This is a genomic window from Pseudoalteromonas sp. 2CM37A (assembly GCF_023161885.1).
In the GTDB taxonomy this organism is placed as follows: domain Bacteria; phylum Pseudomonadota; class Gammaproteobacteria; order Enterobacterales; family Alteromonadaceae; genus Pseudoalteromonas; species Pseudoalteromonas atlantica.
Window position 1 is genome coordinate 367,924 of record NZ_JALNTJ010000003.1, and the last position, 21,314, is coordinate 389,237.

14 protein-coding genes are annotated in these 21,314 nt (G+C 43.2%); 6 read left to right on the forward strand and 8 right to left on the reverse strand.

Going from position 1 to position 21,314, the window contains the following annotated elements:
* Window positions 1–9: 9 nt before the first annotated feature.
* From MTF68_RS09065 to MTF68_RS09080, 4 genes are all read right to left on the reverse strand, one after another.
* Complete coding sequence (locus MTF68_RS09065; protein WP_248462271.1) at window positions 10–1,077, reverse strand: cytochrome c peroxidase; 1,068 nt, start codon at window positions 1,075–1,077, stop codon at window positions 10–12.
* Window positions 1,070–3,748 (reverse strand): porin, encoded by a 2,679-nt coding sequence (locus MTF68_RS09070; protein ID WP_248462272.1) that lies wholly within the window; start codon window positions 3,746–3,748, stop codon window positions 1,070–1,072. Before MTF68_RS09070 ends, MTF68_RS09065 begins: the two co-directional genes overlap by 8 nt.
* 16 nt (window positions 3,749–3,764) lie before the next feature.
* Window positions 3,765–6,509: an Ig-like domain-containing protein gene (locus MTF68_RS09075; protein ID WP_248462273.1), complete on the reverse strand. Its 2,745-nt coding sequence runs from the start codon at window positions 6,507–6,509 to the stop codon at window positions 3,765–3,767.
* 195 nt (window positions 6,510–6,704) lie between these two features.
* Entirely contained in the window at window positions 6,705–7,397 is a 693-nt protein-coding gene (locus MTF68_RS09080; RefSeq protein WP_248462274.1) for a hypothetical protein, read from the reverse strand.
* Between the two features lie 153 nt (window positions 7,398–7,550).
* Between MTF68_RS09080 and MTF68_RS09085 the strand changes: the two genes are divergently transcribed.
* Genes MTF68_RS09085 through MTF68_RS09105 form a run of 5 tightly spaced genes read left to right on the forward strand, consistent with a single transcriptional unit; the run spans window position 7,551 to window position 15,205 of the window.
* Window positions 7,551–8,912, forward strand: a complete 1,362-nt coding sequence (locus tag MTF68_RS09085) for a TolC family protein (RefSeq protein ID WP_248462275.1) — start codon at window positions 7,551–7,553, stop codon at window positions 8,910–8,912.
* Entirely contained in the window at window positions 8,909–10,054 is a 1,146-nt protein-coding gene (locus MTF68_RS09090; RefSeq protein WP_248462276.1) for an efflux RND transporter periplasmic adaptor subunit, read from the forward strand. Before MTF68_RS09085 ends, MTF68_RS09090 begins: the two co-directional genes overlap by 4 nt.
* Entirely contained in the window at window positions 10,054–13,239 is a 3,186-nt protein-coding gene (locus MTF68_RS09095; RefSeq protein ID WP_248462277.1) for an efflux RND transporter permease subunit, read from the forward strand. The genes MTF68_RS09090 and MTF68_RS09095 overlap by 1 nt, the downstream gene beginning before the upstream one ends.
* Window positions 13,239–13,922, forward strand: coding sequence for a response regulator transcription factor (locus MTF68_RS09100; RefSeq protein WP_029772931.1), 684 nt, complete (start codon window positions 13,239–13,241; stop codon window positions 13,920–13,922). Before MTF68_RS09095 ends, MTF68_RS09100 begins: the two co-directional genes overlap by 1 nt.
* A complete protein-coding gene (locus tag MTF68_RS09105) occupies window positions 13,919–15,205 on the forward strand; it encodes a HAMP domain-containing sensor histidine kinase (RefSeq protein ID WP_248462278.1) in 1,287 nt (428 codons plus the stop codon). The genes MTF68_RS09100 and MTF68_RS09105 overlap by 4 nt, the downstream gene beginning before the upstream one ends.
* Before the next feature lie 151 nt (window positions 15,206–15,356).
* Here MTF68_RS09105 and MTF68_RS09110 read toward each other — a convergent pair whose 3' ends face one another.
* The 3 genes from MTF68_RS09110 to MTF68_RS09120 form a co-directional block, all read right to left on the reverse strand.
* Window positions 15,357–16,304, reverse strand: coding sequence for an alpha/beta fold hydrolase (locus MTF68_RS09110; RefSeq protein WP_248462279.1), 948 nt, complete (start codon window positions 16,302–16,304; stop codon window positions 15,357–15,359).
* Between the two features lie 107 nt (window positions 16,305–16,411).
* The gene (locus MTF68_RS09115) at window positions 16,412–17,269 is read right to left on the reverse strand and encodes an MBL fold metallo-hydrolase (protein ID WP_248462280.1); all 858 of its coding nucleotides are present in this window, start codon (window positions 17,267–17,269) and stop codon (window positions 16,412–16,414) included.
* Between the two features lie 429 nt (window positions 17,270–17,698).
* Window positions 17,699–19,582: an AMP-binding protein gene (locus MTF68_RS09120; protein WP_248462281.1), complete on the reverse strand. Its 1,884-nt coding sequence runs from the start codon at window positions 19,580–19,582 to the stop codon at window positions 17,699–17,701.
* A gap of 184 nt (window positions 19,583–19,766) precedes the next feature.
* Here MTF68_RS09120 and MTF68_RS09125 point away from each other — a divergent pair, with 184 nt between their 5' ends.
* Window positions 19,767–20,171: an NUDIX hydrolase gene (locus MTF68_RS09125; RefSeq protein WP_248462282.1), complete on the forward strand. Its 405-nt coding sequence runs from the start codon at window positions 19,767–19,769 to the stop codon at window positions 20,169–20,171.
* Here the strand turns inward: MTF68_RS09125 and MTF68_RS09130 are convergent.
* Window positions 20,161–21,249 (reverse strand): polysaccharide lyase family 7 protein, encoded by a 1,089-nt coding sequence (locus MTF68_RS09130; RefSeq protein ID WP_055252782.1) that lies wholly within the window; start codon window positions 21,247–21,249, stop codon window positions 20,161–20,163. The two genes, MTF68_RS09125 and MTF68_RS09130, sit on opposite strands and share 11 nt — an antisense overlap.
* Window positions 21,250–21,314: the final 65 nt, after the last annotated feature.

A 21,314-nucleotide genomic window follows, 5' to 3' on the forward strand; every position in this document is an offset into this window, starting at 1 on the left:
GCTTACTATTTATAAAATCCGTAAAAATGCCACTAGGTCTGCTTGTTCTTGCTTGGTTAAATTAAGCTTTATAAGCAGGTCGGTGGTTTTAGGGAAGTGTGGGTCGTTTAGTTGGTTTTTTCGTGGTCTGGGCCTTACTCCGCCATGGTTATATAAGGCGACAATACCGGCTAAATCGTCAAATAAGCCGTTATGCATCCACGGAAATGTTTGCATTAACCCTAATAGCGATGGGGTTCTAAATTGGCCAATATGCTCAGGGTTGTGGGTGGCATCGTAGCGGCCTTTATCTTCAAAACGGCGGCCGTAATAATGCAGCCCTGTGCCATGGAATTGGTTGTCACTGAGTAGTGCGCCGTTATGGCAAGTCATGCATTTAGCTTTAGTTCTAAATAGGTGCAGGCCATTTAACTCACTATCACTTAGGCTACTAACTGCTTGTTGTGGATTTTTATTAAGCTGCGTTAAAAAAGTTTTATAGCGGCTATTTGGCGCTGCTAATGTGCGCTCAAACGCAACTAAGGCTTTTGCCATTTGCTCAGTGGTTAACGTGCTGCTATTAAAAGCGCTTTTATTAAATGCTCGGTAACTCTTATCTTTATTTACTCGGGCTAAAGCTATTTTTGGATCTAAGTCCATTTCAATCGGGTTTTCTATTGGCATAAGTGCTTGCTGCTCAGCGGTGATTGCGCGTCCATCCCAAAAAAAATGTTGCCATTGATCAATACCAAAAATTGCGGGGGTGTTACGCGTGCCTATTTGCTCGTCAATGCCTATGGCAGTTGTACGGCCATCATGAAAGCCTTTGTCGCGTTCATGGCAGGTGGCGCAGCTAACGGTATTATTACGTGAAAGCTGCACATCATGAAAAAGCTTATCGCCTAGTGCCACGTGCTCAGGCTTAGGCGATGCTACAGGCAAAAGCGACATGGGCTCAACGCTTCTTCCGTCACTGGTTTGAATAGCAGGCCAATGAGCTTGGCCTTTGCTATAAAGTGAGCGTAAATCGTTACTACTTGTTGATTTGGCGTTTAAGCTAAATGAGCACAGTAAAAAAATGCTTAATAACCTAATCATAGTTATAGCTAACTCCTACCCAAAACATACGCCCGGGCTCAATACCTGATGCCCCTTCGTTTACTGTGTAAGTGCGGGCATTTAATAAATTAGAAATATCCGCTCTTATGTCAATAGTTTGGGTTTTTGTGAGGTTATGGCTATAGCGTAAACTGAGCCCTAGCATGGTTCTGGCGCGTATTTCTTGCTCTTCGTATACATCAACTAAGCTTGATTCTACAGGGCAACTTGTACAGCTTTGCTCAAGCCCAATACTTTCGCTAGCACCGGTACTTACCGCGCTGGTGTAGCTGTCACTGTAGGTAACATTTAAGCCTGTACTAAATGAGCTGTTCCAATCAACATTCCAACCAAGCGCACCTGACACTGGGGTGCCAAAGTTGGTACGTATTTGCTCTAGCTGCCCAAGCGTTACAAGCTCGCCTTCGCCTTGTGCATTGAGATAATAAACGAGTTCATCAAGGGGGGTATTTTCTGCACTAGCGCTGTATTCGTCGTTTGAAACTTTGTTTTCAGCGTAGGAGGCATTGGCCCATAAAGAGTGTTTACCAAACTGTGCACTCCACGAGATAGAGTAGCGCTCTGAGCTGCCATCACCCTCGTTAGTCATATAAATGTATTTATAGCCATCACTAGCTGCTTCTTCATCGGTAACCTGAGAAAATTGCTGATGCTTTTTACGTTTTACATATTTGAGCGATATATTGCCTGCTTTTTCAAATGAATGCGCAATGCCTAATGCGAGTTCGTCATCGTAGGGGGTATTTACATCATCAAAGCGGTATTTAAACGCGCCGGTGTAGTTAGACGGCAGCCACCCTTGAAGGTAGCCGTTTTCAATTGGGCGGTACTCTCGGTATGAAAAACGCTGCTGCTCTTTTACTTTATAACCAATAATGGCTGAGTCGTAATAGCGGTTAACCCCTGCGCTAATAATAGTGCGGTTATTGTTAAATACATCGTAACCAAGGGATAGACGTGGCGCAATATTGTGATTAGCTAAAAAGTCATCGTATTCGTAGCGCATACCTAAATTTAAGCTTAATTGCCCTAAGGTGATGCTATCTGTTGCATAAAACGAGGCGCGATTTAACGCTACATTTATATACTCTGCTGGGGTTACTAAGCGGCCATTAAAATACTGCGCGGTGGCTGTTACATTGTTGCTGTACGCTGTTATGTGATCTTGGTTGTTAAAATCAATTTCGCCCCCTAGCTGCGCTGCAAGTTCGTCAATAGATATAGTGGTTTCAAGCGCTTGGCAGTCAAGTGTGTAACCACTGCAATTAAGTGGTGTACTAGCGCTAGACCATATAATAGGGGAGTCGTAGTTGTAGCTATTTTGTATGCGCTCGCGCTCTACTTCTTGGCGAATAAGCTCTATACCGGCCTTAATATTATGCTCAGTTCCTGCAAATTCAAATGAATTGAAATTTAGCGTGTTTTTCCAGCTGGTGGTGTATTGGGTGTTATCTAAAGCGCCATAGCCTCCTTGGCGAGAGTAGCGCGTTTGCGCATCGCCTTGGTCGGCATATTGTCCCCAATCTTTGCCTTTAGCTTGCAGCCAGTTATAAAAGTGCGCTGGGCCTTCTCGGCTGCTATCACTCATACTAAAATTAAGGTTGCTGCGCCAGGTTGCAAAATCAAAGTGCTGGGTAAGTGATGCGACCGCGCCTACGGCGCCGCCTTCTAAATGGAAGTCGCTGTCTTTGGCGTCGGTTATAAAGTCATCTACTTCGTAAGGTGAATACATTAGGGTTAAATCTAATGCGTCTACCCAGCCATTGCGATAACCATATTTAACAATGGCATTTATGTTTTTACGGCTTTGCGTTTTGACTTCTCCTAACGACAAATCGCTGATGTCGCTGGTTAAGTAACTAACACTCATCATTACGCCATGGCGCTTATTAATTTGTTTATTAGCACGCAGGTTATAGCTGACTTTTTCATACTTAGGCGTTTCAAGTGTGCTTTGATCAATATTTTGCTGAGAGCTGTCTTGATCGGCTTCTATAAAGTGATAACTCCCCCAGCTACTTTGATTACCCCGCACACCAAAGCTAAAACTGTCATTGGTAAATACGCTTTTGGTTTTACTATCAACAATACCACCCGAAAAACCACCAAACTCAGCCGGAATGTTATGGTCGTATACTGTGATCGATTCAACGACATCGGAGTTTACATTCATGCTTTGCACGCCGCCCGATACATCGTTTGATGAAGAGCTTAAGCGGCTACTACTACCAGGGTCTATGCGGTTATTGTAGTTTAGTCCATCTAATGAAAAGCCAGTTTGCCATGGCTGCGCGCCTGAGATTGATATTTCTGGTGCGCTGATTTCTGCCAAACTACCAATAGAGTAAGCCTCGTTGCTTAGCTGTACACCAGGGAGCAATGCAATAAGCTCGTTTATATCGCCGTTGCCTTTAGGTGTGGCATTTATAAAGTCACGATTTAAGTAAGAACGCCCAATAACTTCGGGTACTTCTATGCCTATGTACTGGCCTTTTACTTCAATGTGCTCAAGTGCTTCACAACGCTCTTTTTGCTCATTTTTAAGGTCGTCACATGGCTGTGTTTTTGGTTCGGTCTGCTGTTGCTGCTCTGCGGCGTATACACCCTGAGAAAGCAAAAGCAGACACGCGAGGGTAGTCGGTGTCTGCATTTATTACGGCTCTTAGTTAAATACCTAGTGGGGTAGTGTCTTCGCTATCAATTACGCCATCGTTATCGGCGTCTTGGTCGGCAATTAATCCAGCTAAGGCTATATCTTCATCGCTGGTGTTAGGTAAAAAGAAGTTAGGTAAGCCGTCGTGGTCTGTATCTACGCTGGCAATAGCTATGCCTTTAAAGTCATCACGAGAGGCGACTAAGTTGGTCATGCCTATGTAAAGCTCAAGCTGATCGGCTTCGCCATTAACGCCATTATTTATTAAGCTTTGTGCTTTAGTGGTATCGTTAATTAGCGTAAAACTGTTTACTAAATCTTCCATGTTGTCGGCAATAATTGTATCGGCAAAGTTTAAAATAAGAGGCTCAAGCGTATTTAAAAGCGTGCTAGCTTGTGTTTTTGCATTGCTATAGTTTGCTGAAAAATCGCTAATATTCGCCGCGTTAGTGCCCATACTTGAAAGCATAGAATAACGTTCAAATTCACCTGTTTGAGCTTCTTCTAAGCCAATTACTTCGGCTTTAACAGCGGCTAAAATAGTTTCTAGCTGATCGCTTGTTAATGCATTTAGCTCAGGGGTTATTTCAGTAATAGCATCATTTAAAGTGGTACTTGCCAGTGATGTTTGGTTTGCATTAACTAAGTAACCTAAGGTTTCTAAGCGGGCTTCAAACCTGTCTTCGGTATCTTCATCTAGGGCAATGTAGCTAAGGAGTTGATTGTGTACACCAGCTACTTGCTCCGATAAGCCGCCTTTAATAAGCGATACTATTACTTGATTATGAGCTGTAATTGATGAGGTATTACTTAGCGTACGTATATCGCCTGCATTGAGCGTATTAAGCATGGTTAAGCATTTATTAGCGGCATTTGCTGTATCACCACCGACTTGGGCAGTTAAATCAACTAACAATTTACAGCCCTTGGAACCGGTTAAAAGCGTGGTTGATGATTCTTTGCTTATGTAGTCATCCGAGGCTATAAAGTCGCCAGCATAGGTAAATACTTGCTGTGCTAGATCGTTTCTGCCGGCTTCACTTAAAATTAGGCCTGTGCCAGGGACGTTATCAAGCGATGTTAGCGCTCTAAAAAATTCGTTGTAATCACCATTTTCTATAAAAAAGCTGCGAGCTTGAGCTGCGGCACTCGTTATATCTTCACCACCAAGCAGGCGATTAGCTATATTAAAACCATACACTTGCTCTTGCGCGTTGTTTATATCGGTTTCGCTGTCTGATAGCGTTATTGCTGGGTTTTCGTCGCTTTGGTAAAGGCCTTCAATTAAGCCTGCTAAAAATTGAATAGGATAAGTGTAGTTATCTAAAGTAGCGGCGCTGTAAGGCGATGCAGAGTAAGCGTAGTTACTATCAAAACCCGTTGAACCATACATGGCAAGTACCTGGTTAGTATAGTCTTTTGCCGCTTCAAATTCGCCAGCTCTATAAAGGTATTGCGCAGCCCATGCACCATGTAGCGTTTTGTATTGCTCGTATGGTTGGCCTTCGTATTCGCCGCTACGTACTAGCCTGTAACCTGTTTTTACTGCAAGTTGCGCGTAGTTATTAGCAAGCAATTTGGCTTGCGTTAAATCGCTTTCATCTAGGCTTTGCGCATAGCTTTGTAGGGCGTCATCTATTGATAAGCGTACGCCATTTAAAAAGTAGCCATAGCTTGAGGTGTATTCGTCTTCGCGTACTTGCTCTGCGTATAATGAAATTGTATTTAACAAATTACTTGCTTGCGAAACTTGATCAGCAGCTAAATAGCTTTTTACTAAAGAATAAAGCGCTGATGCGTCTGATGAGGCAATGTTATCAAAGCCTTTATCAGCTAAGTATTGGTTGTAGGCCGCCACCGCTTGGTCACGGTAATCGTTTGCTTGTTCTGTTTGGCCTATTTCGTCTAGTGCTTGTGCCACATCTTTTAGTGCCGAAGAACGCGCTGTTTGCTCGTTTATAAGCGCTAAATAGTCGTTAGCAGTATCTAAAAATCCTGCACGTGCATAGGCCGCAGCTTGGGTTGCGTATACCTCATATCGAGAAAGTTCATCGGCAATATTTGCGCTTAACTCGTCGGCTTGTTTTAAGTGCGACAGACTAGAGCTGTAGTAATAATTAAGTTTATCTTCGTTAGTTACATAAGAAGGGCTTAGTGAAATAATTGCAGTTAACGGCTCGCTAATTAGGCCATCTGTGTAGCTAATTTCAAATTGCTCATCAATGCTGCTTAGAGATTGAGCCTCATAGGTAAATTCACCCGTGGTGCTATTTATGCTCATTACGCCATTACTCGGTGGTGTTATTAAGCTAATAGTTACGGTGTCGCCATCTAAGTCTTGTGTAGTAATAACCCCTTGAGTGGTGGTTGAAGAGGTAACAAATACATTAGTAGTTAGTAGCTGCGGTGCATCATTAACATTTTCTACGCTAAAACGTATCACTACATTTGCCGTTAAGCTGCCATCGCTTGCGCTAATGGTTGCTGTGTCTTCTCCAAAATAATTACTAAATGGTGTGTAGGTAAATTCACCGTTTGCTTCAACTGCTATGATGCCATTGCTTGGTGCATTGGCAAGCGTATAGCTTAAGGCGTCATCGTCGGTGGCTGTTACTTGGCCTGAAAAAGTGGTGTCTTCGTTTACAGTAAAACTTAAATTAGGTTGAGAAAACTGTGGAGCAGTATTACCCGAGCCACCGCCACAACCAGCCAACGCAAGCGCGCATAATATTGGGGTAAATTTAATTAGCTTGTTCATTATTGTTAATATTAAAAGTTAATGATGTTGCGAATGATAACGCATATCAATTAGATTTTAAAGTGTGTAAAGTATTTGTCATATTAATAGTGAGTATCCATAAAGTACTTATAAGGCAGCTAAAACACAAAACCCTGCTATTAACAGGGCTTTATTGTGAGTAAAAATGAGATTAGTAAAGTGGGGTGATGGTTATTAGTTTAAGTCGCTAATAATAAGCAGCGGAAAATTTTTAACTGAACGAGGTTGCCAATTATTATAGCTAATATTGCTAATTCCAAAATAGTTAAGCACCTTAGGTGAGTACGTCCAGCCACGCGCACGTTGCTTTATGGCGGCACTGCGTAAACTGGGTTTTAGCCCTACTGTGAGTAGGTCGTGATTTACATTTAGCTTTGTGTAAAAGGCTTTTTCGCGCAAGCTTGCTTTAGCAATTACCTCATCGTAATGGGCGCGTAATGCCTGCCACTTTTGACTTTTTTGTGGCTCTTTTAAGTGCTTTACCATGGCATCAATATCACTATCTAACCACTTAGCTGAGGCTGCATCCCCATGCCAGCCAATAATCGTATTGGGCTCAATTGTAGTAGGGTGGCCAGCAAGCAACACATAATTTGCACACGACGAAAAGCAAAACTGCTTTATGTTTACCGTTAGCTTATGCGCCAAAATTAACTCGGCTAAGTCCATCCCTAAATCTATGTTTCCGCCGCCGCTGGTAATCGTAAATGTATTAATTGTAGGGTTAGTTTTTAAAAGCTCAGCTGCCGTATTGTTATTTTGTTTGTTGATTTGGCCACTGTATATAATGGTTTTATCACTTAAGGTTACTTGAGCCTGCAATAACGTAGGGAGTATTAAAAAAAGGGTAAAAATTAATTTATGCATATGAGTTTTAAGTGAATATTTTTGCCAAAGGCTACGTAATTTGGCTAAACGAGGCAAATACTAATTTGTCTAAAGTAAATTAACCCCTTTTAACCCATCCTTAACCCTTGCCCTAATACACTGTGTGTAATGATGTAAATTAGGCACAGTTAAATGGTTTATTTTAAAAAGCGCTCAACGGTTTTATTGCTTGCACTTAGCTGCACGCTTGCTGCGTGTAGTAGCCAGCCAAGCTATACAGGTAATAGCACCGAGCAATCGCTAAAGCAGCATGCAAATTGGCAATACACACAAGATGATGCAACCGAGGTAAGTTATATCACTGATTTAGTGAATATAGCGGGGCTTGATTCGCTTATTAACCAAGCCGTTGCAAATAATCCTTCGTTTAACCAAGTGCATGTGGCGCTAAAACTTGCTTATGCGCAGCGCGATGTTACCGCAGCAAGCCAGTGGTTTAGTGTAGATGCCGATTTTGACGCTCAGCGCAACGAAACAACTGGCACACAGTACAGCTCATCACTAGGGGTTAGCTGGGAGGTCGACGTATGGCAAAAAATTGCTGATAACGTAGCCGCGCAAGACATGACCATAGCTAGTAATCAGGCCACTTACCAAGGCGCTAAAGACACCTTAGTAGCCAGCGTGATACGCACGTATTTAAACATTATTTTGCAGCAAGATTTACTTAACATAGAGCAGCAGCGCTTAACGGTTTTAGAAAATAACGAGCAAAGTATTGTTGAGCGTTACCAATACGGCTTAGGTGATTTAGAAGCCCTTGATACCGCGCGTACAAATACCGCTTCAACCCGAGCCACTATTGCCGATTATCAAGAACAAATAGCACAAGCTAAACGCGCTTTAGTATTATTAGTGGGCGTTGATAGACTTGAAAACTTACCTACTACCTCTGTTTTACCTGAGGTTATTGAGCCGCTAAGCGCGCTACCAGAGCAAGATTTAGCGCGTCGCCCCGATTTACAAAGTGCCTATTACAATATTCAATCTAAACGTTATTTAGTGGATGTAGCTTACAAAGATTTACTGCCAAGCATTACGCTTTCGGCATCGCTTAGCGATTTAGCAACTACACCCAGCCAAGCATTATTAACCAGCCCAGTATGGAACTTATTAGGCAGTTTAAGTGCGCCGTTGTTTCAAGGCGGGGCACTTCGTGCACAAGTTGATATTGCAAAATTAAATGCCGAACAGGCGTTTTGGGAATACCAAGACACGCTACTTAGCGCCGTAAACGAAGTAGAAAACGCACTAGGCCAAGAGCAATCATTAACACAGCAGCAGCTACAAATTAGTAAAGCACTTGCCAGTGCTAAGCGCAGTTATAGCAACTACCAAAGCAAATACCAGCAAGGTTTGGTTGATATTTTAGACTTACTAACCGTGCAGCAGCAGGTGTACGACCTACAAGCTCAGCTTAGCCAAATAAATTACACCCTTTTAACTAACCGTATAGATTTAGGCCTTGCCTTGGGCCTTGGAGTATCGTCATGAAAATTTCGCCAGTACCTGTTGTTGTAACTATTGTTGCCATTGTTTGTATAGGGCTTGCTATTTCATATAACGGCCAAAAAATGGCGCAGCAAGCAAATGGCCCAAAGCCTGAGCCGGCTAAATCTGTGGCACCCAATGTATCGGTTATTAACGCTGTGCCAAGTACGTATCAAGCCTATGTTAGCGGCCACGGTGAGGCTAAAGCACACTGGGCACTTAGCTTAAAAGCACAAGTTAAGGGCGAAATAACGAATATGAGCGAGCAATTTGCTACCGGTAATGTAGTTAAAAAGGGCCAAGTGCTTGCACAAATAGATAACACCGAATACTTACAAGCAGTCGCGAGCGCTAAAGCCACATTGGCAGATGCCAAACTTGCCCTACAAGAAGAGCAAGACTTAGGAAACCAAGCAAAGCGTGAATGGCAGCGCTCGGGTGTAACACAAGCGCCAAGCTCACCTTTAGTATTTAGAACGCTACAGCTAGAAGCTGCCCAAGCAACGGCCGATAACGCCCAATACGCACTCCAAACTGCGCAGCGTGATGAAAAAAACACCCATATAAGTGCGCCGTTTGATGCTGTTATTTTATCGCGCGATGTAGATTTAGGCACTTACGTAAGCATCGGCGATACACTTGCTACATTAAACAGCACCGACAAAGTAGAAATTAGCGTACCGCTTTCATTAAGCCAATGGCAAAACTTGGCAAGCGATAAGTCGGGCGAGGTTATTTTAAGTGATGTAACAACACAGAATCAGTGGCAAGGTTACATTGCTCGTTTTGAGCAGCATCTTGACGATAGCACTCGCCAGCGCAGTGTAGTGGTTGCGCTAGACAAACCTTTTGAGCAAGCAACACCATTGTTACCAGGTACATTTTTAGCGGTACAAATTGCCGGTAAAGCGCTTAACAACGTAATTAAATTACCCGCCTCTGCAGTATCGCAAGAGGGCTTAATTTGGTACGTAAACGAGCAAAATACGTTAATGAGCATTCAAGCGCAAAAACTATTTGAGCGCGGTGATTACGTTTATATCTCTCCTATTGAAGGACACACTAATTTACGTGTAGTGGCTCGCCCACTCGTAAGCTACTTAAACGATATGTTAGTAAACCCAATTGTTGAGGAGATGCCATAATGAGCCCGCATCAAGCACCGCAATTACCTAATAATACTAACCCTTTGCACGGCATTATTAGCTGGTTCGCTAACAACTCAGTGGCCGCCAATTTATTACTCATTAGCGTAATAGTTATGGGCATAATGTCGCTTTCTACTTTGCGTAAAGAGGCGTTTCCAAGCCTTGAGCCAGATACTATTTCGGTATCGGTGGTTTACGACAGTGGCGATGCCTTACAAGCAGAAGAAGGCATCGCCCTAAAAGTAGAAGAAGCCCTTGAAACCGTACCGGGTATTAAGCGCATTACCTCTACATCTGATGCCAGCGGCAGTCATGTAAGCATTGAGAAAAAAACCGATTACTCGCTTGATGAGCTACTCACCGATGTTAAAAACCAAGTTGATGCCATAAATAACTTTCCGGCAGATGCCGAAGAGCCGGTGATCGACAAAGCGCGTAGGCAAGATCACGCATTAACCTTACAATTGTTTGGTGATGCCGACCGCCATACGTTGCAAAACCTAGGTGAAAAACTAAAAGCCGATTTATTAGCTAAATCGGGCATTAGCGATGTAGAGCAATCGGGCGTGCTTGACCCTATGATGTCGGTAGAAATCGACGAAGGCAAACTACAAGCCTACGGTTTAACAATTAGCGATGTAAGCGAGGTGATTAACAACGAATCATCGAGCCCGCTTTCTACTAGCTTGCGCGATAGCAATAAAATAATGCGCCTAAAAGCGGCCGATCAAGCTTACTGGCAGCGCGACTTTGCCAATATAGTGTTACTTACAACGCAATCAGGCACACAAATTAAATTAGGTGATGTAGCAACCGTTACCGACACATTCGCAGAAGATACCAACTCACTAAGTCGTTATAACCAACAAAATGCCGTAGGCATTGAAATTTTAATGAATGAAAATAGCGATATAACCACCATAGTTGAGCAAGCACAAAGCGTAATTGATACATGGCACGAGCGCGGCTTATTACCGCAAAATGTAGAGCTTGAAAGCTGGCACGACAAAAGCACCATGATCACCGAGCGCCTATCGCTGCTTACTAAAAATGCCGTAACCGGTATTATTATGGTGTTTGTTATTTTAGCGATATTTTTAAATGTACGCGTTGCGCTATGGGTTGCAGGTGGCTTGCCATTTGTATTTTTTGGCACACTGTACTTTATGACCGACAGCTACACCGCGCTGACCATAAATGAAATGACCACCTTTGGTTTTATTATGGCGTTGGGGATCGTGGTCGACGATGCCGTGGTTGTAGGGGAGAGTATTTACACCACTCGCAAAAAACACGGCGACACCCTTAATAACACGATTTTAGGCACCATGAAAGTGGCTGTCCCCACCATATTTGGGGTATTAACCACGGTAGCGGCGTTTGTTGCGCTTTCGAATGTATCTGGCAATTTAGGTAAAATTTACTCTCAGTTTGCGACCGTAGTGACGATTTGTTTACTGCTTTCGGTTGTTGAGTCAAAACTTATTTTACCGTCGCATTTAGCCCACGTAAGCACTAAACGCCAGTTAAAGTCGGGTCTTAGTGGCTTGTGGTCAAAGGTGCAGCACGGCGCCGACAGCGGTCTAACTTGGTTTAGCGATAAAGTGTACCGCCGCGTTATTGAATACTCATTACGATTTAGATACGCCATTGTTGCTGCATTTGTGGCCTTTTTTATTCTGGTTGTTGGTATGCCTATGACCGGTGCAGTAAAAGTAGGTTTTTTCCCAAGTATTGCCGGCGATACCGTAACCGCTGAGCTTGTTATGCAAAACGATGCAGCGTATGGGCAAACTAATAAAAACTTGTTAGCGCTTGAGCAAAGTGCACTACAAGCCCAGCAAAATTTAATGGATAAGTTTGACTCGCAAGAAAGCGAAATAACGAGCTTACAATTAGTGAGCAGTAGCGATACTAGCGGTACGGTAAGTGTTGAGCTATTAAACGAGGGCGACTTTACTGCAAGCGAATTTGCACAAGAATGGCAGCGCCTTGCCGGTATGCCAGAGGGCAGTAAAAAGCTACAAGTATTGGCTACACGTAAAATGGTTGATAACTTTAAAGTGGAGCTAAAAGCCTGGGATGACGAAACCGTAATGGCCGCAGGCGCACTGTTTAAAGAGCGCTTACAAAATACTGCTGGTGTTAATGGCATAGACGATAATTTAAACCCAGGTCAGCCACAGCTTAAATTTACCTTAAATGCACAAGGGCGCGCTTTAGGTATGGATACGGCGAGCCTATCAGAGCAAGTATTACAAGCTTTTGGTGGAGCAATTGTACAGCGTTACCAGCGCGATAAAGACGAAGTAAAAGTACGTGTGCGTTACCCAGAAAACGCCCGTAAAACACCAGCCGATATAATGCAATCGCGTATTAGGTTACCCGATGGCACCGTAGTACCTTTGGTTAACGTAGCCAATATAAGCAGCGAATATCAGCAAGATGAAATAACCCGCATTGATGGCTTACGTGCAATTTACTTAAGCGCACAAGTAGATAAAAACATTGTGGCATCTAACGAATTAGTTGCTAACTTAAGCCGCGACTTAGTGCCTGAGCTTAACGCGCAATTTCCTAACTTAAGTATTCACTTTGCCGGAGAAGCCGAAGAGCAAGACGAAACAACAGGCTCAATGGCCACTATGTTTATAGCCGCGTTATTAGTTATTTACGTATTGCTGGCGATTCCGCTTAAATCGTACATTCAACCTATGTTGATTATGGTGGCGATTCCGTTTGGTATTGTGGGGGCTATTTTAGGCCATTGGTGGAACGACTTAACCATCAGCATACTTTCTTTAAATGGTATTTTGGCGCTCAGTGGGGTGGTTGTAAACGACAGCCTATTATTGGTATCGCGCTTTAACGAGCTGGTAAAAGATGAAGGCATGAGCACGCACGATGCCATTGTAGAGTCGTGCACAAGCCGCCTGCGCGCGGTAATGCTTACCTCAATTACCACCTATGCGGGCTTAGTGCCGTTATTAAGCGAAACCTCAATGCAGGCACAGTTTTTAATTCCTGCTGCGGCATCACTTGGTTATGGTATTTTGTTTGCCACGGTTATTACATTAATCCTTATTCCGGCATTATTAATGATTCAAATAGACATTAAGCGCTTACTTGCCAATGTGTTAGACTTTTTAAGTGGTAAACGCACCGAAGGAGCTGCCTCTTAATGATAAACGTACTACTGGTTGAAGACGACATAGACCTGGCAACAACAATTGTTGATTACCTCGATATAGAAGACATTGAGTGTGACCATGCAAGCAACGGCGTTTTGGGCTTAAATTTACTGCAAATTAATGATTATCAGATGATTATTTTAGATGTAAACATGCCCAAAATGGACGGCTTAACAATGTGCAAAACATTGCGTGAACAAGGTAAAGATATTCCGGTATTAATGTTGACCGCACGCGATAGCCTCGATAATAAACTTGAGGGCTTTGCCGCCGGTAGCGACGACTATTTAGTAAAACCCTTCGCCATGAAAGAGCTAGTAGCGCGGGTACAAGTGCTGGCAAAGCGCAAAAGTGGTGAGGCAAAACGCCTCACCTTAGCTAATTTAAATTTAGATTTAGCAAAGCGCAGTGCCGATGTAGAGGGGCAAACATTAAAGTTATCGCCCATTGCATTTAAATTGCTAGAAACCTTAGTACGCCATGCGCCGCAGCCTGTTACGCGCAGTAGCATTATGCAAGCTATATGGGGCGAAGAGCAGCCCGACAGCAACAGTTTAAAAGTGCATGTGCATCATTTACGTAAGCAATTAGAAGCCACCACACACCAAGTTACACTTGAGACCATTCCTAGTGTGGGCTTTGCAATAACAGCAAATGAAGGGCAACCACAATGAAAATAAGGCCTAGTTTAAGGCTCTACTTTTTTGCCAGTATGGTGGTGCTTAGCTCTGCTATGGCCATTGGCTTTTCGTTTTTAAGTGTAAATTACTTTATTGATGGGCTAGATAAAGGCTTAAACGGAGTTATGTTAAAGCTTTCGCAAACCACTGAAGTAAAGCCTGGGGAAACAAAAGAGCTGGTGGGCTTTAATATAGCAAGTCGCTGGGAAGACATGCCTGCGTCAATTCAGCAGCGTTTTAAAAAACCAACAGAGGTGGGGTTTTTACATAAAACAAAAGACAGGCCATCGATGTTTTCTATGCCACAAAATTTATTTTTTGTGGTGTATTATCCAAACCCCGAAGGCGAGCCGCGTTATATATCGCGCATTATGCTCGAAAAAGACAAACCACAATTGCTCGCTAATATAGAGCCCGAACAACGCATGCTATGGATTGCCATTACAGGCATTGCGGCCATTGTGTTATTTGCGTTTTTTTTGTTTATGGTAATGAAAAAAATAGCCAAGCCAGTGGAGTCGTTAAGGGGTTGGGCTAAATCGTTAAACCAAACTAATCTGCAGCAAACACCGCCTGATTTTACATATAACGAACTAAACACTTTAGCCACATTAATACGCAGCAGCTTGCTTTCCGCGAATGAAAGCGTAGAGCGTGAGCAGCGCTTTTTAAGCTATGCCAGCCACGAGCTGCGTACGCCAATTTCGGTTATTCGCAGTAACGTTGAGCTACTCAATCGGCTGAGCGAAAAAGCCCCGTTAAGTGATAAACAACAGCTTACACTTGAGCGTATAGAGCGTGCCGGTTTAACCATGAGCGATTTAACCGATACGTTATTATGGCTAAGCCGCAACGAAGATCAGCAAAGTAGTCCAGAACCTGTAAACCTTAGTGATAAAATAACGACCCTGAGTAATGAGCTTAACTACTTACTTAATGCTAAGCACGTTGAGGTGGTTTTAAACACCCAGCAAGAGAGGGTTATTACCACCGATGCTACTGCGTGCCACATAGTACTGACTAATTTAATTCGTAATGCCTACCAACATACCCAATTTGGCCAAGTACATATTACGCAGCAAGGCAGTAAAGTCACTATTGTTAATTGTAGTAAGCAAGACGATGCCCCTAAAGGGATCTCGCCTTCAGCAAAACACGCCAGCATAGGGTACGGACTAGGCCTGCAGTTAAGCGAAAAAATAATAAAACGCCACGGCTGGGTTTACGATGTAAACGACATGCCAGGGCGCTATGAAGTGGTGGTCGATTTTAGTTAGTTATTAGGTTAATTAGGTTTAAAAGTGTATTAAAAAAGCGGCTTAACGCAATGAACGTTAAGCCGCTTTTTTATGATTACTGATAGGGCGTATTACTTATAATACCCATCCTCAAAATAGATCACTTAATCAAGCGGATTGGTATAAATGATTATTCGGCTGCAGCTTGTTTGGTGTTTCTAAACATAAACTCAAGGGGAATGTGTAAGCGTTTTGCCCATGCGTTTTCGGTGTGATCTTCCCCCGGGAAATACTGGCTTTGCCATAGCTTTGCTGGGTATTGTTGCGCCATAAATAAATCATCAATTTGCGCTTGTAGCTTAGGGTACATGGCATCTAAAGTGCTGTCGCCATAATCAAAATACACTTTTTGGTTACTCAGCTTTTCGATGTTGTTGGCAATGTAATTTTTAAACTCGGCAAATACTTCGTCGTCGTGGCTAAAAATACCCGGCCAGTGGGTCGACATACAAATAGCGCCTGCAAATTCGTTAGGGTAATTAAGTAGTGTATACCACGATATAAGCCCACCCATGCTAGAGCCACCAATATAGCGGTGCTGCGCGCCTTTGTTTACGTTGTAGTTAGACTCTATATAAGGAATAACCTCTTTAACTAAAAAGCTTGAGTAGTTATCAGAGTACACCTTAGAGGCAAATAATTTATGGCCTGGGTATTTTTCTAACTGGTATAGGGCGTTTTGCTTTTGTTTGCTCAAGGCCTCAAACGGTTGTTGTGGGTAGTATTCGCTGTGGCGGTTTTCTACGGCGTTTGGAATGCCTACCACAATAAATGGGCGTACCTTGCCTTGCTCTATTAATGAGCCGGCTACTTCATCTACGCGCCATTCTTGCTTGTTCCATGTGCTATTGGCATCAAACAGCATGCGTCCATCGTGCATGTAAAGTACATCGTAGGTGGTGTTTTTGTTGTAACCTGGCGGTAGCCATACATTTAAAAAACGGTTTTTTACAAACTGTGATTCTATATTGTCGATCACCTCAATATGGCCCTTGCTTACTTGCACTTTGGGCGTGTTTGCATAGCTGGTATGCACTACAAATATTGATAAGCTAAACAGTAAAGCAACTAATTTCATGGTGGCGCCTTAGCATACAAAAAGTGCACTATCACAAGCTTGCAGTGTTAATTCAATGTGAATACGTATGCACTTGTATTCAAGCTACAAATGCGTACGCATACAATTTATAAATCGCTGCGCCAGCCCATGCCCGACTCTTCCATAAGACGCTCGTATACGCCTTCAATATTAAGTGGCAGCCATGCTTTATATTGCTTTAAATCTGAAAATTCATCGAGCTTAACGTTTTGTTTTATTTGCTCTAGGCTTTGCCCTGCAAGCGCGCCTGCGGTTACTTGGCTGTACAGTTGCTCTATATAACTTAAATAACGTGCAACATCGGCTTTATTACCCATATCGGCATGGCCGCCCACAAAGGTATTAAAGTCGTAATTTAAAACCGCTTGGGTTGAATTAATCATACCTTGAATATCGTAGCTCCACAGTTTTTGCCATGGCATTCTGCCAATGACTATCCAGTCGACCACAAATAGTGTTTTTTGTTTTTCGAACAGCATACTTACTGAGCCTCGGCCATCGTTAGGGCCGTGGTAGTTAAGTTTTAAGGTTGAGCCGCCAAGGCTAAGTATTAGTTCATCATCAAAAGTAAGGTTAGGCATAACCGTTTTTATTTTCGTGTTTTTAATATCTTGCGCGGTAAGTTTGTGCGCAACAAAGGTTGTGTGCGGGCTTTTAAATACCTCTGCGCCGTAAATATGGTCGCTGTGATTATGGCTGTATACAACGTATTTAACGGGTACGTTATAGCGAGTTTTAATTTGCTCCTTTAACCACGTGGCAGCTTTTTTATTAAGTGGGTCGGTAACTATTGCACCTTGTGGGGTGATTAAAAATACCGAGCGGTGTCTGTCGTCAATAAAGCGGTGGAGGCCATCGCCTAAATCTTCAATTTCGTAACTTTGCGCCATAAAACCTGTAAATAGTAGGCTGGTGGCAAGTAGTGTTTGTAATAAGCGAAGCATGCACAATCCTGTTTAATGTTCTAAGGGTCTGTTGACCTTTGCGGATTAAAATTTGTTCAAACTAGGGGCTATTTAATCGCGGCGCGAGGTTTGTAACCTAGTGGGCTAAGTAAAAGCCAAGCAAAGCTTCCGCGTCCTGCTCACGCCCTTTACCTACATCCATGTAGGCAACAAAGAGTAAATAGCCCCTAGGAAGAACCCTTTGGGCAGCGCCTGTTTGGCATTAATGCTACGTTATCGCCTATTTGTGGGGAACAACCACACTATATAGGCTCTGCCTTGCCTAAATACCAAACAGACAGCTGCAAATTTAACCTTAAAAGATCAACAGACCCTAGCATTAAGTAAGAAAGTGCTAATGAGTATAAAATTTCAGTCAAAGTAAAAGCCATTTTATTTTAAATATAAAATGGCTTTGTTAGGTTGGATTTAACGCAGGGTGAGCTGCTGGTTTATTTCTTCAAAAATGCCGGCATCGTCTATGGTTGAAGGAATTTGTAGTTCGTCGCCATCGACCAGTTGACGTAAATTTTTGCGTAGTATTTTACCTGAACGAGTTTTTGGTAATCGCTCTACGCTTACTATCGTTTTAAGGCACGCTATAGCGCCTATTTGGTTGCGTACTGTTTGCACAAGCTCTTGCTCTACATCGGTAGGGGAGCCGGTAAAGTCGTTTTTAAGTACGATCATGGCCATCGGTAATTGGCCTTTTAGTGTATCGGTAACCCCAAACACCGCGCACTCTGCAACGGCTGGGTGGGATGCGACTATTTCTTCCATTTCGCCGGTTGAAAGCCTATGGCCTGCTACGTTTATAACATCGTCTGTGCGGCCCATTATAAATAGGTAACCATCGTCATCTATGTAACCACCATCGCCGGAAAGATAATACCCCGGGTACTGAGTTAAATAACCGGTTTTAAAGCGCGCTGTGTTTTGCCAAATGGTGGGTAAGCAACCTGGTGGCAGCGGCAATTTTATAGCCACCACGCCTTGCTCGTTTGGTGCGCATTGCTCGCCTTGAATATTTAATATTTGCACATCAAACCCAGGGGTTGGCACGGTGGAGCTACCTGGTTTTGTTACTAATTCTTCTATGCCTACGGGGTTACAGGCAATGGCCCAGCCGGTTTCTGTTTGCCACCAGTGATCGAGTATTGGCAGGTTGGTTTTTTCTTTTAGCCAGTTGTACGTTGGCGGGTCGAGCCGCTCGCCAGCTAAAAATAGTCGTTTTAAACTACTGGTGTTGTACTGCTTAAAGCCCTCTGCATTTGGGTCTTCTTTTTTGATGGCTCTAAACGCAGTGGGCGCTGTAAATAATGCATTTACTTGGTATTGCTCTACTACTCGCCAAAATGCACTGGCATCAGGTGTGCGAACTGGTTTGCCTTCAAACAACACTGTTGTACAGCGATAAATTAGCGGGGCATACACTATGTAGGAGTGCCCAACGACCCAGCCTATATCTGAGGCAGCCCAAAACACCTCGCCGGGCTGCATGCCGTAAACGGCTTCCATGCTGTAGTGCATAGCAACACCATGGCCGCCGTTTTCACGTACTACGCCTTTAGGCGTGCCTGTGGTGCCTGAGGTATATAAAATATAAAGAGGATCACGCCCACTTACAGGTACTGGCTCTACTGCAGTGGCTGTTTGCATTGCCTCATCCCAGTTAATATCTCTTGTGGGGATAAGCGTAGCAGCTACTTGTTCGCGCTGGTAAATAACGCAGTGATCTATTTGATGATTGGCAAGATCTATGGCGTGATCAATCAGCGGTTTATATTCTATTACGCTATCTACCTCTACACCGCACGAAGCGCTCAGTATGAGTTTAGGTTTAGCATCGTCTATACGTACGGCGAGTTCATGCGCTGCAAAACCACCAAATACCACAGAGTGTATAGCGCCTAATCGGGCGCAGGCCAGCATGCCTATTACAGCTTGGGGGATCATGGGCATATAAATAACAACGCGGTCGCCTTTACTAACGCCTAACGATTGCATTACACCGGCAAATTTAGCTACCTCTTGCTGTAGCTGGTAGTAGCTATACTTCTGCTGCGTGTTGGTAACGGGGGAGTCGTAAATAAGCGCGGTTTGCTCGCCAAAACCGGCAATAACGTGTTGGTCGAGCGCTAAAAAGCTGGTGTTTAGTTGGCCATCATCAAACCAATGGTAAAGGCCGTCAGTGTCCTGTGTGAAGGCGTGTTCGGGATTTTTATACCAAGGTAAGCGCTTTGCTTGTTCAAGCCAAAATTGTGCTGGGTTTTGTTTAAAGCTTTCGTATTGTTGTTTATATGGGCCTAACATAGTGGGCTCCTAATACTAAATATGTGTGAGAGACCTTACAAAAGGTAGGCTTTTTTTTAACCGATAGGTATTCGACTATGGTCGGCTAAAAGTTAAACAACACGTTGGGTTTTAAAATACAAAATTGACAATACAAAGCGTGTGGCTCAGCATGGCGCGCAATTAAAATAAGAGAAAACACAATATGAGTAACGTAGTAAGAGTAGGGGTTGCGGTTATTATAATGCGCCAAAACACTATTTTATTAGGTGAGCGAATAGGGGCGCATGGTGCAAATACATGGGCAACGCCTGGTGGGCATTTAGAATTTGGTGAAAGTGTTGAGCAGTGCGCAATACGCGAGGTATTTGAGGAAACAGGGCTAAATGTGAGTAAAATTACTAAGCTTGATTTTACTAACGATATTTTTAGTGCTGAGAATAAACACTACATTACTTTATATGTAAAAGCCGATTACGAGGGCGGCGAGCCTGTGTTAAACGAGCCAAATAAATGTATTCAGTGGCGCTGGTGCGACATTAATAATTTACCATCGCCACTGTTTACATCACTTAAAAACTACTTAACTACAACAACGCTTACGGCTTAGTTGATGGGCTTAATACTAATTTTTTAAAGCTCACTTGGGCGTAATCACCATTTTGTTTGTCGGTGGCCCAATCGCCAGTGCCTAAACAACCTGGGTACCAAATGCCTTTAGCGCTTTTGGTGCTACATTGGTTATAAGCACCCGCTTTAAAGTAATGCCAATCGGCAGCATAGCCATTAGGGTGATCTTTTTCATCTACCTTGCCATAGGCATCTACGTTATTGCCTAAGTTAATTGCGTAGTTAACGTCTTTTTTGCCTTGGGCGCTAAAGGTTAAGTACATCATGTTTTTATGCACGTTTACTGTGTAACTAAAGTCTTCGCCAAGCGCTATGCCTGTCGCACCGGGATCGTCCGAGTTTTCCCAGGTATTACCCCACACAGGGTATGTAATGTCGGTTCGGTTAGGATCTTTTTTTGGTAAGTTACGTTCGTAATTCCAAAAAACAGATCCGGTTTTATGGCCAGGCCATTTTTTATAATAAATTTTAAGTGGTTCGTTACCCCAGCCAAAACCCAGTTTTGTATCTATTAGGGCTTGATCTTTACCTGCGTGAATTTGCCCTACCACCACAGAGTAAGCGGCTTTTTTATTAGGATCGTTAGCGCGAAGTGCAACATGATCCACCTTGAGGGTGGCTTCCATTTTTCCGCCTACCGAGCCAAAGCGCTCCGATAGCGGGTGTACAGCTAGGGCAAAGTTATTCTTTGAATTTTTAGTTTTTATTTTGGTATTGGTGCCGCGGATCATTTGTCTTAGTTCACTGCGGGTATTGGTTGAATTGGCACTGGTAAGCGCTTTATTTGGCGAGGTAAATACCATATAACCTTGATCATCAAGGTAGAAAAAATCAGGGTGCGCGTAGGTTTGGATCTCTTCTACGTCTACGGTATCTATTTTTCCATCGTTATTGAGATCTACAGGTACGTTTATTTTCCATTGCGATAAATCAAATTTTGACGCAGGTACTGCGACATTACTATCAACAGGTGTACTTGTGCTGGCACAGCCCATAAATAGCAAAGGGGTAACAGCAGCCAGTGCTGTGAGTTTAAAAGTAGATGTTAGATTTTTCATTGTTGTCTCTGTGTGATGATATTAAAAATGAGCGATATTAACTTCGCTTAACTTTAATCTAACAT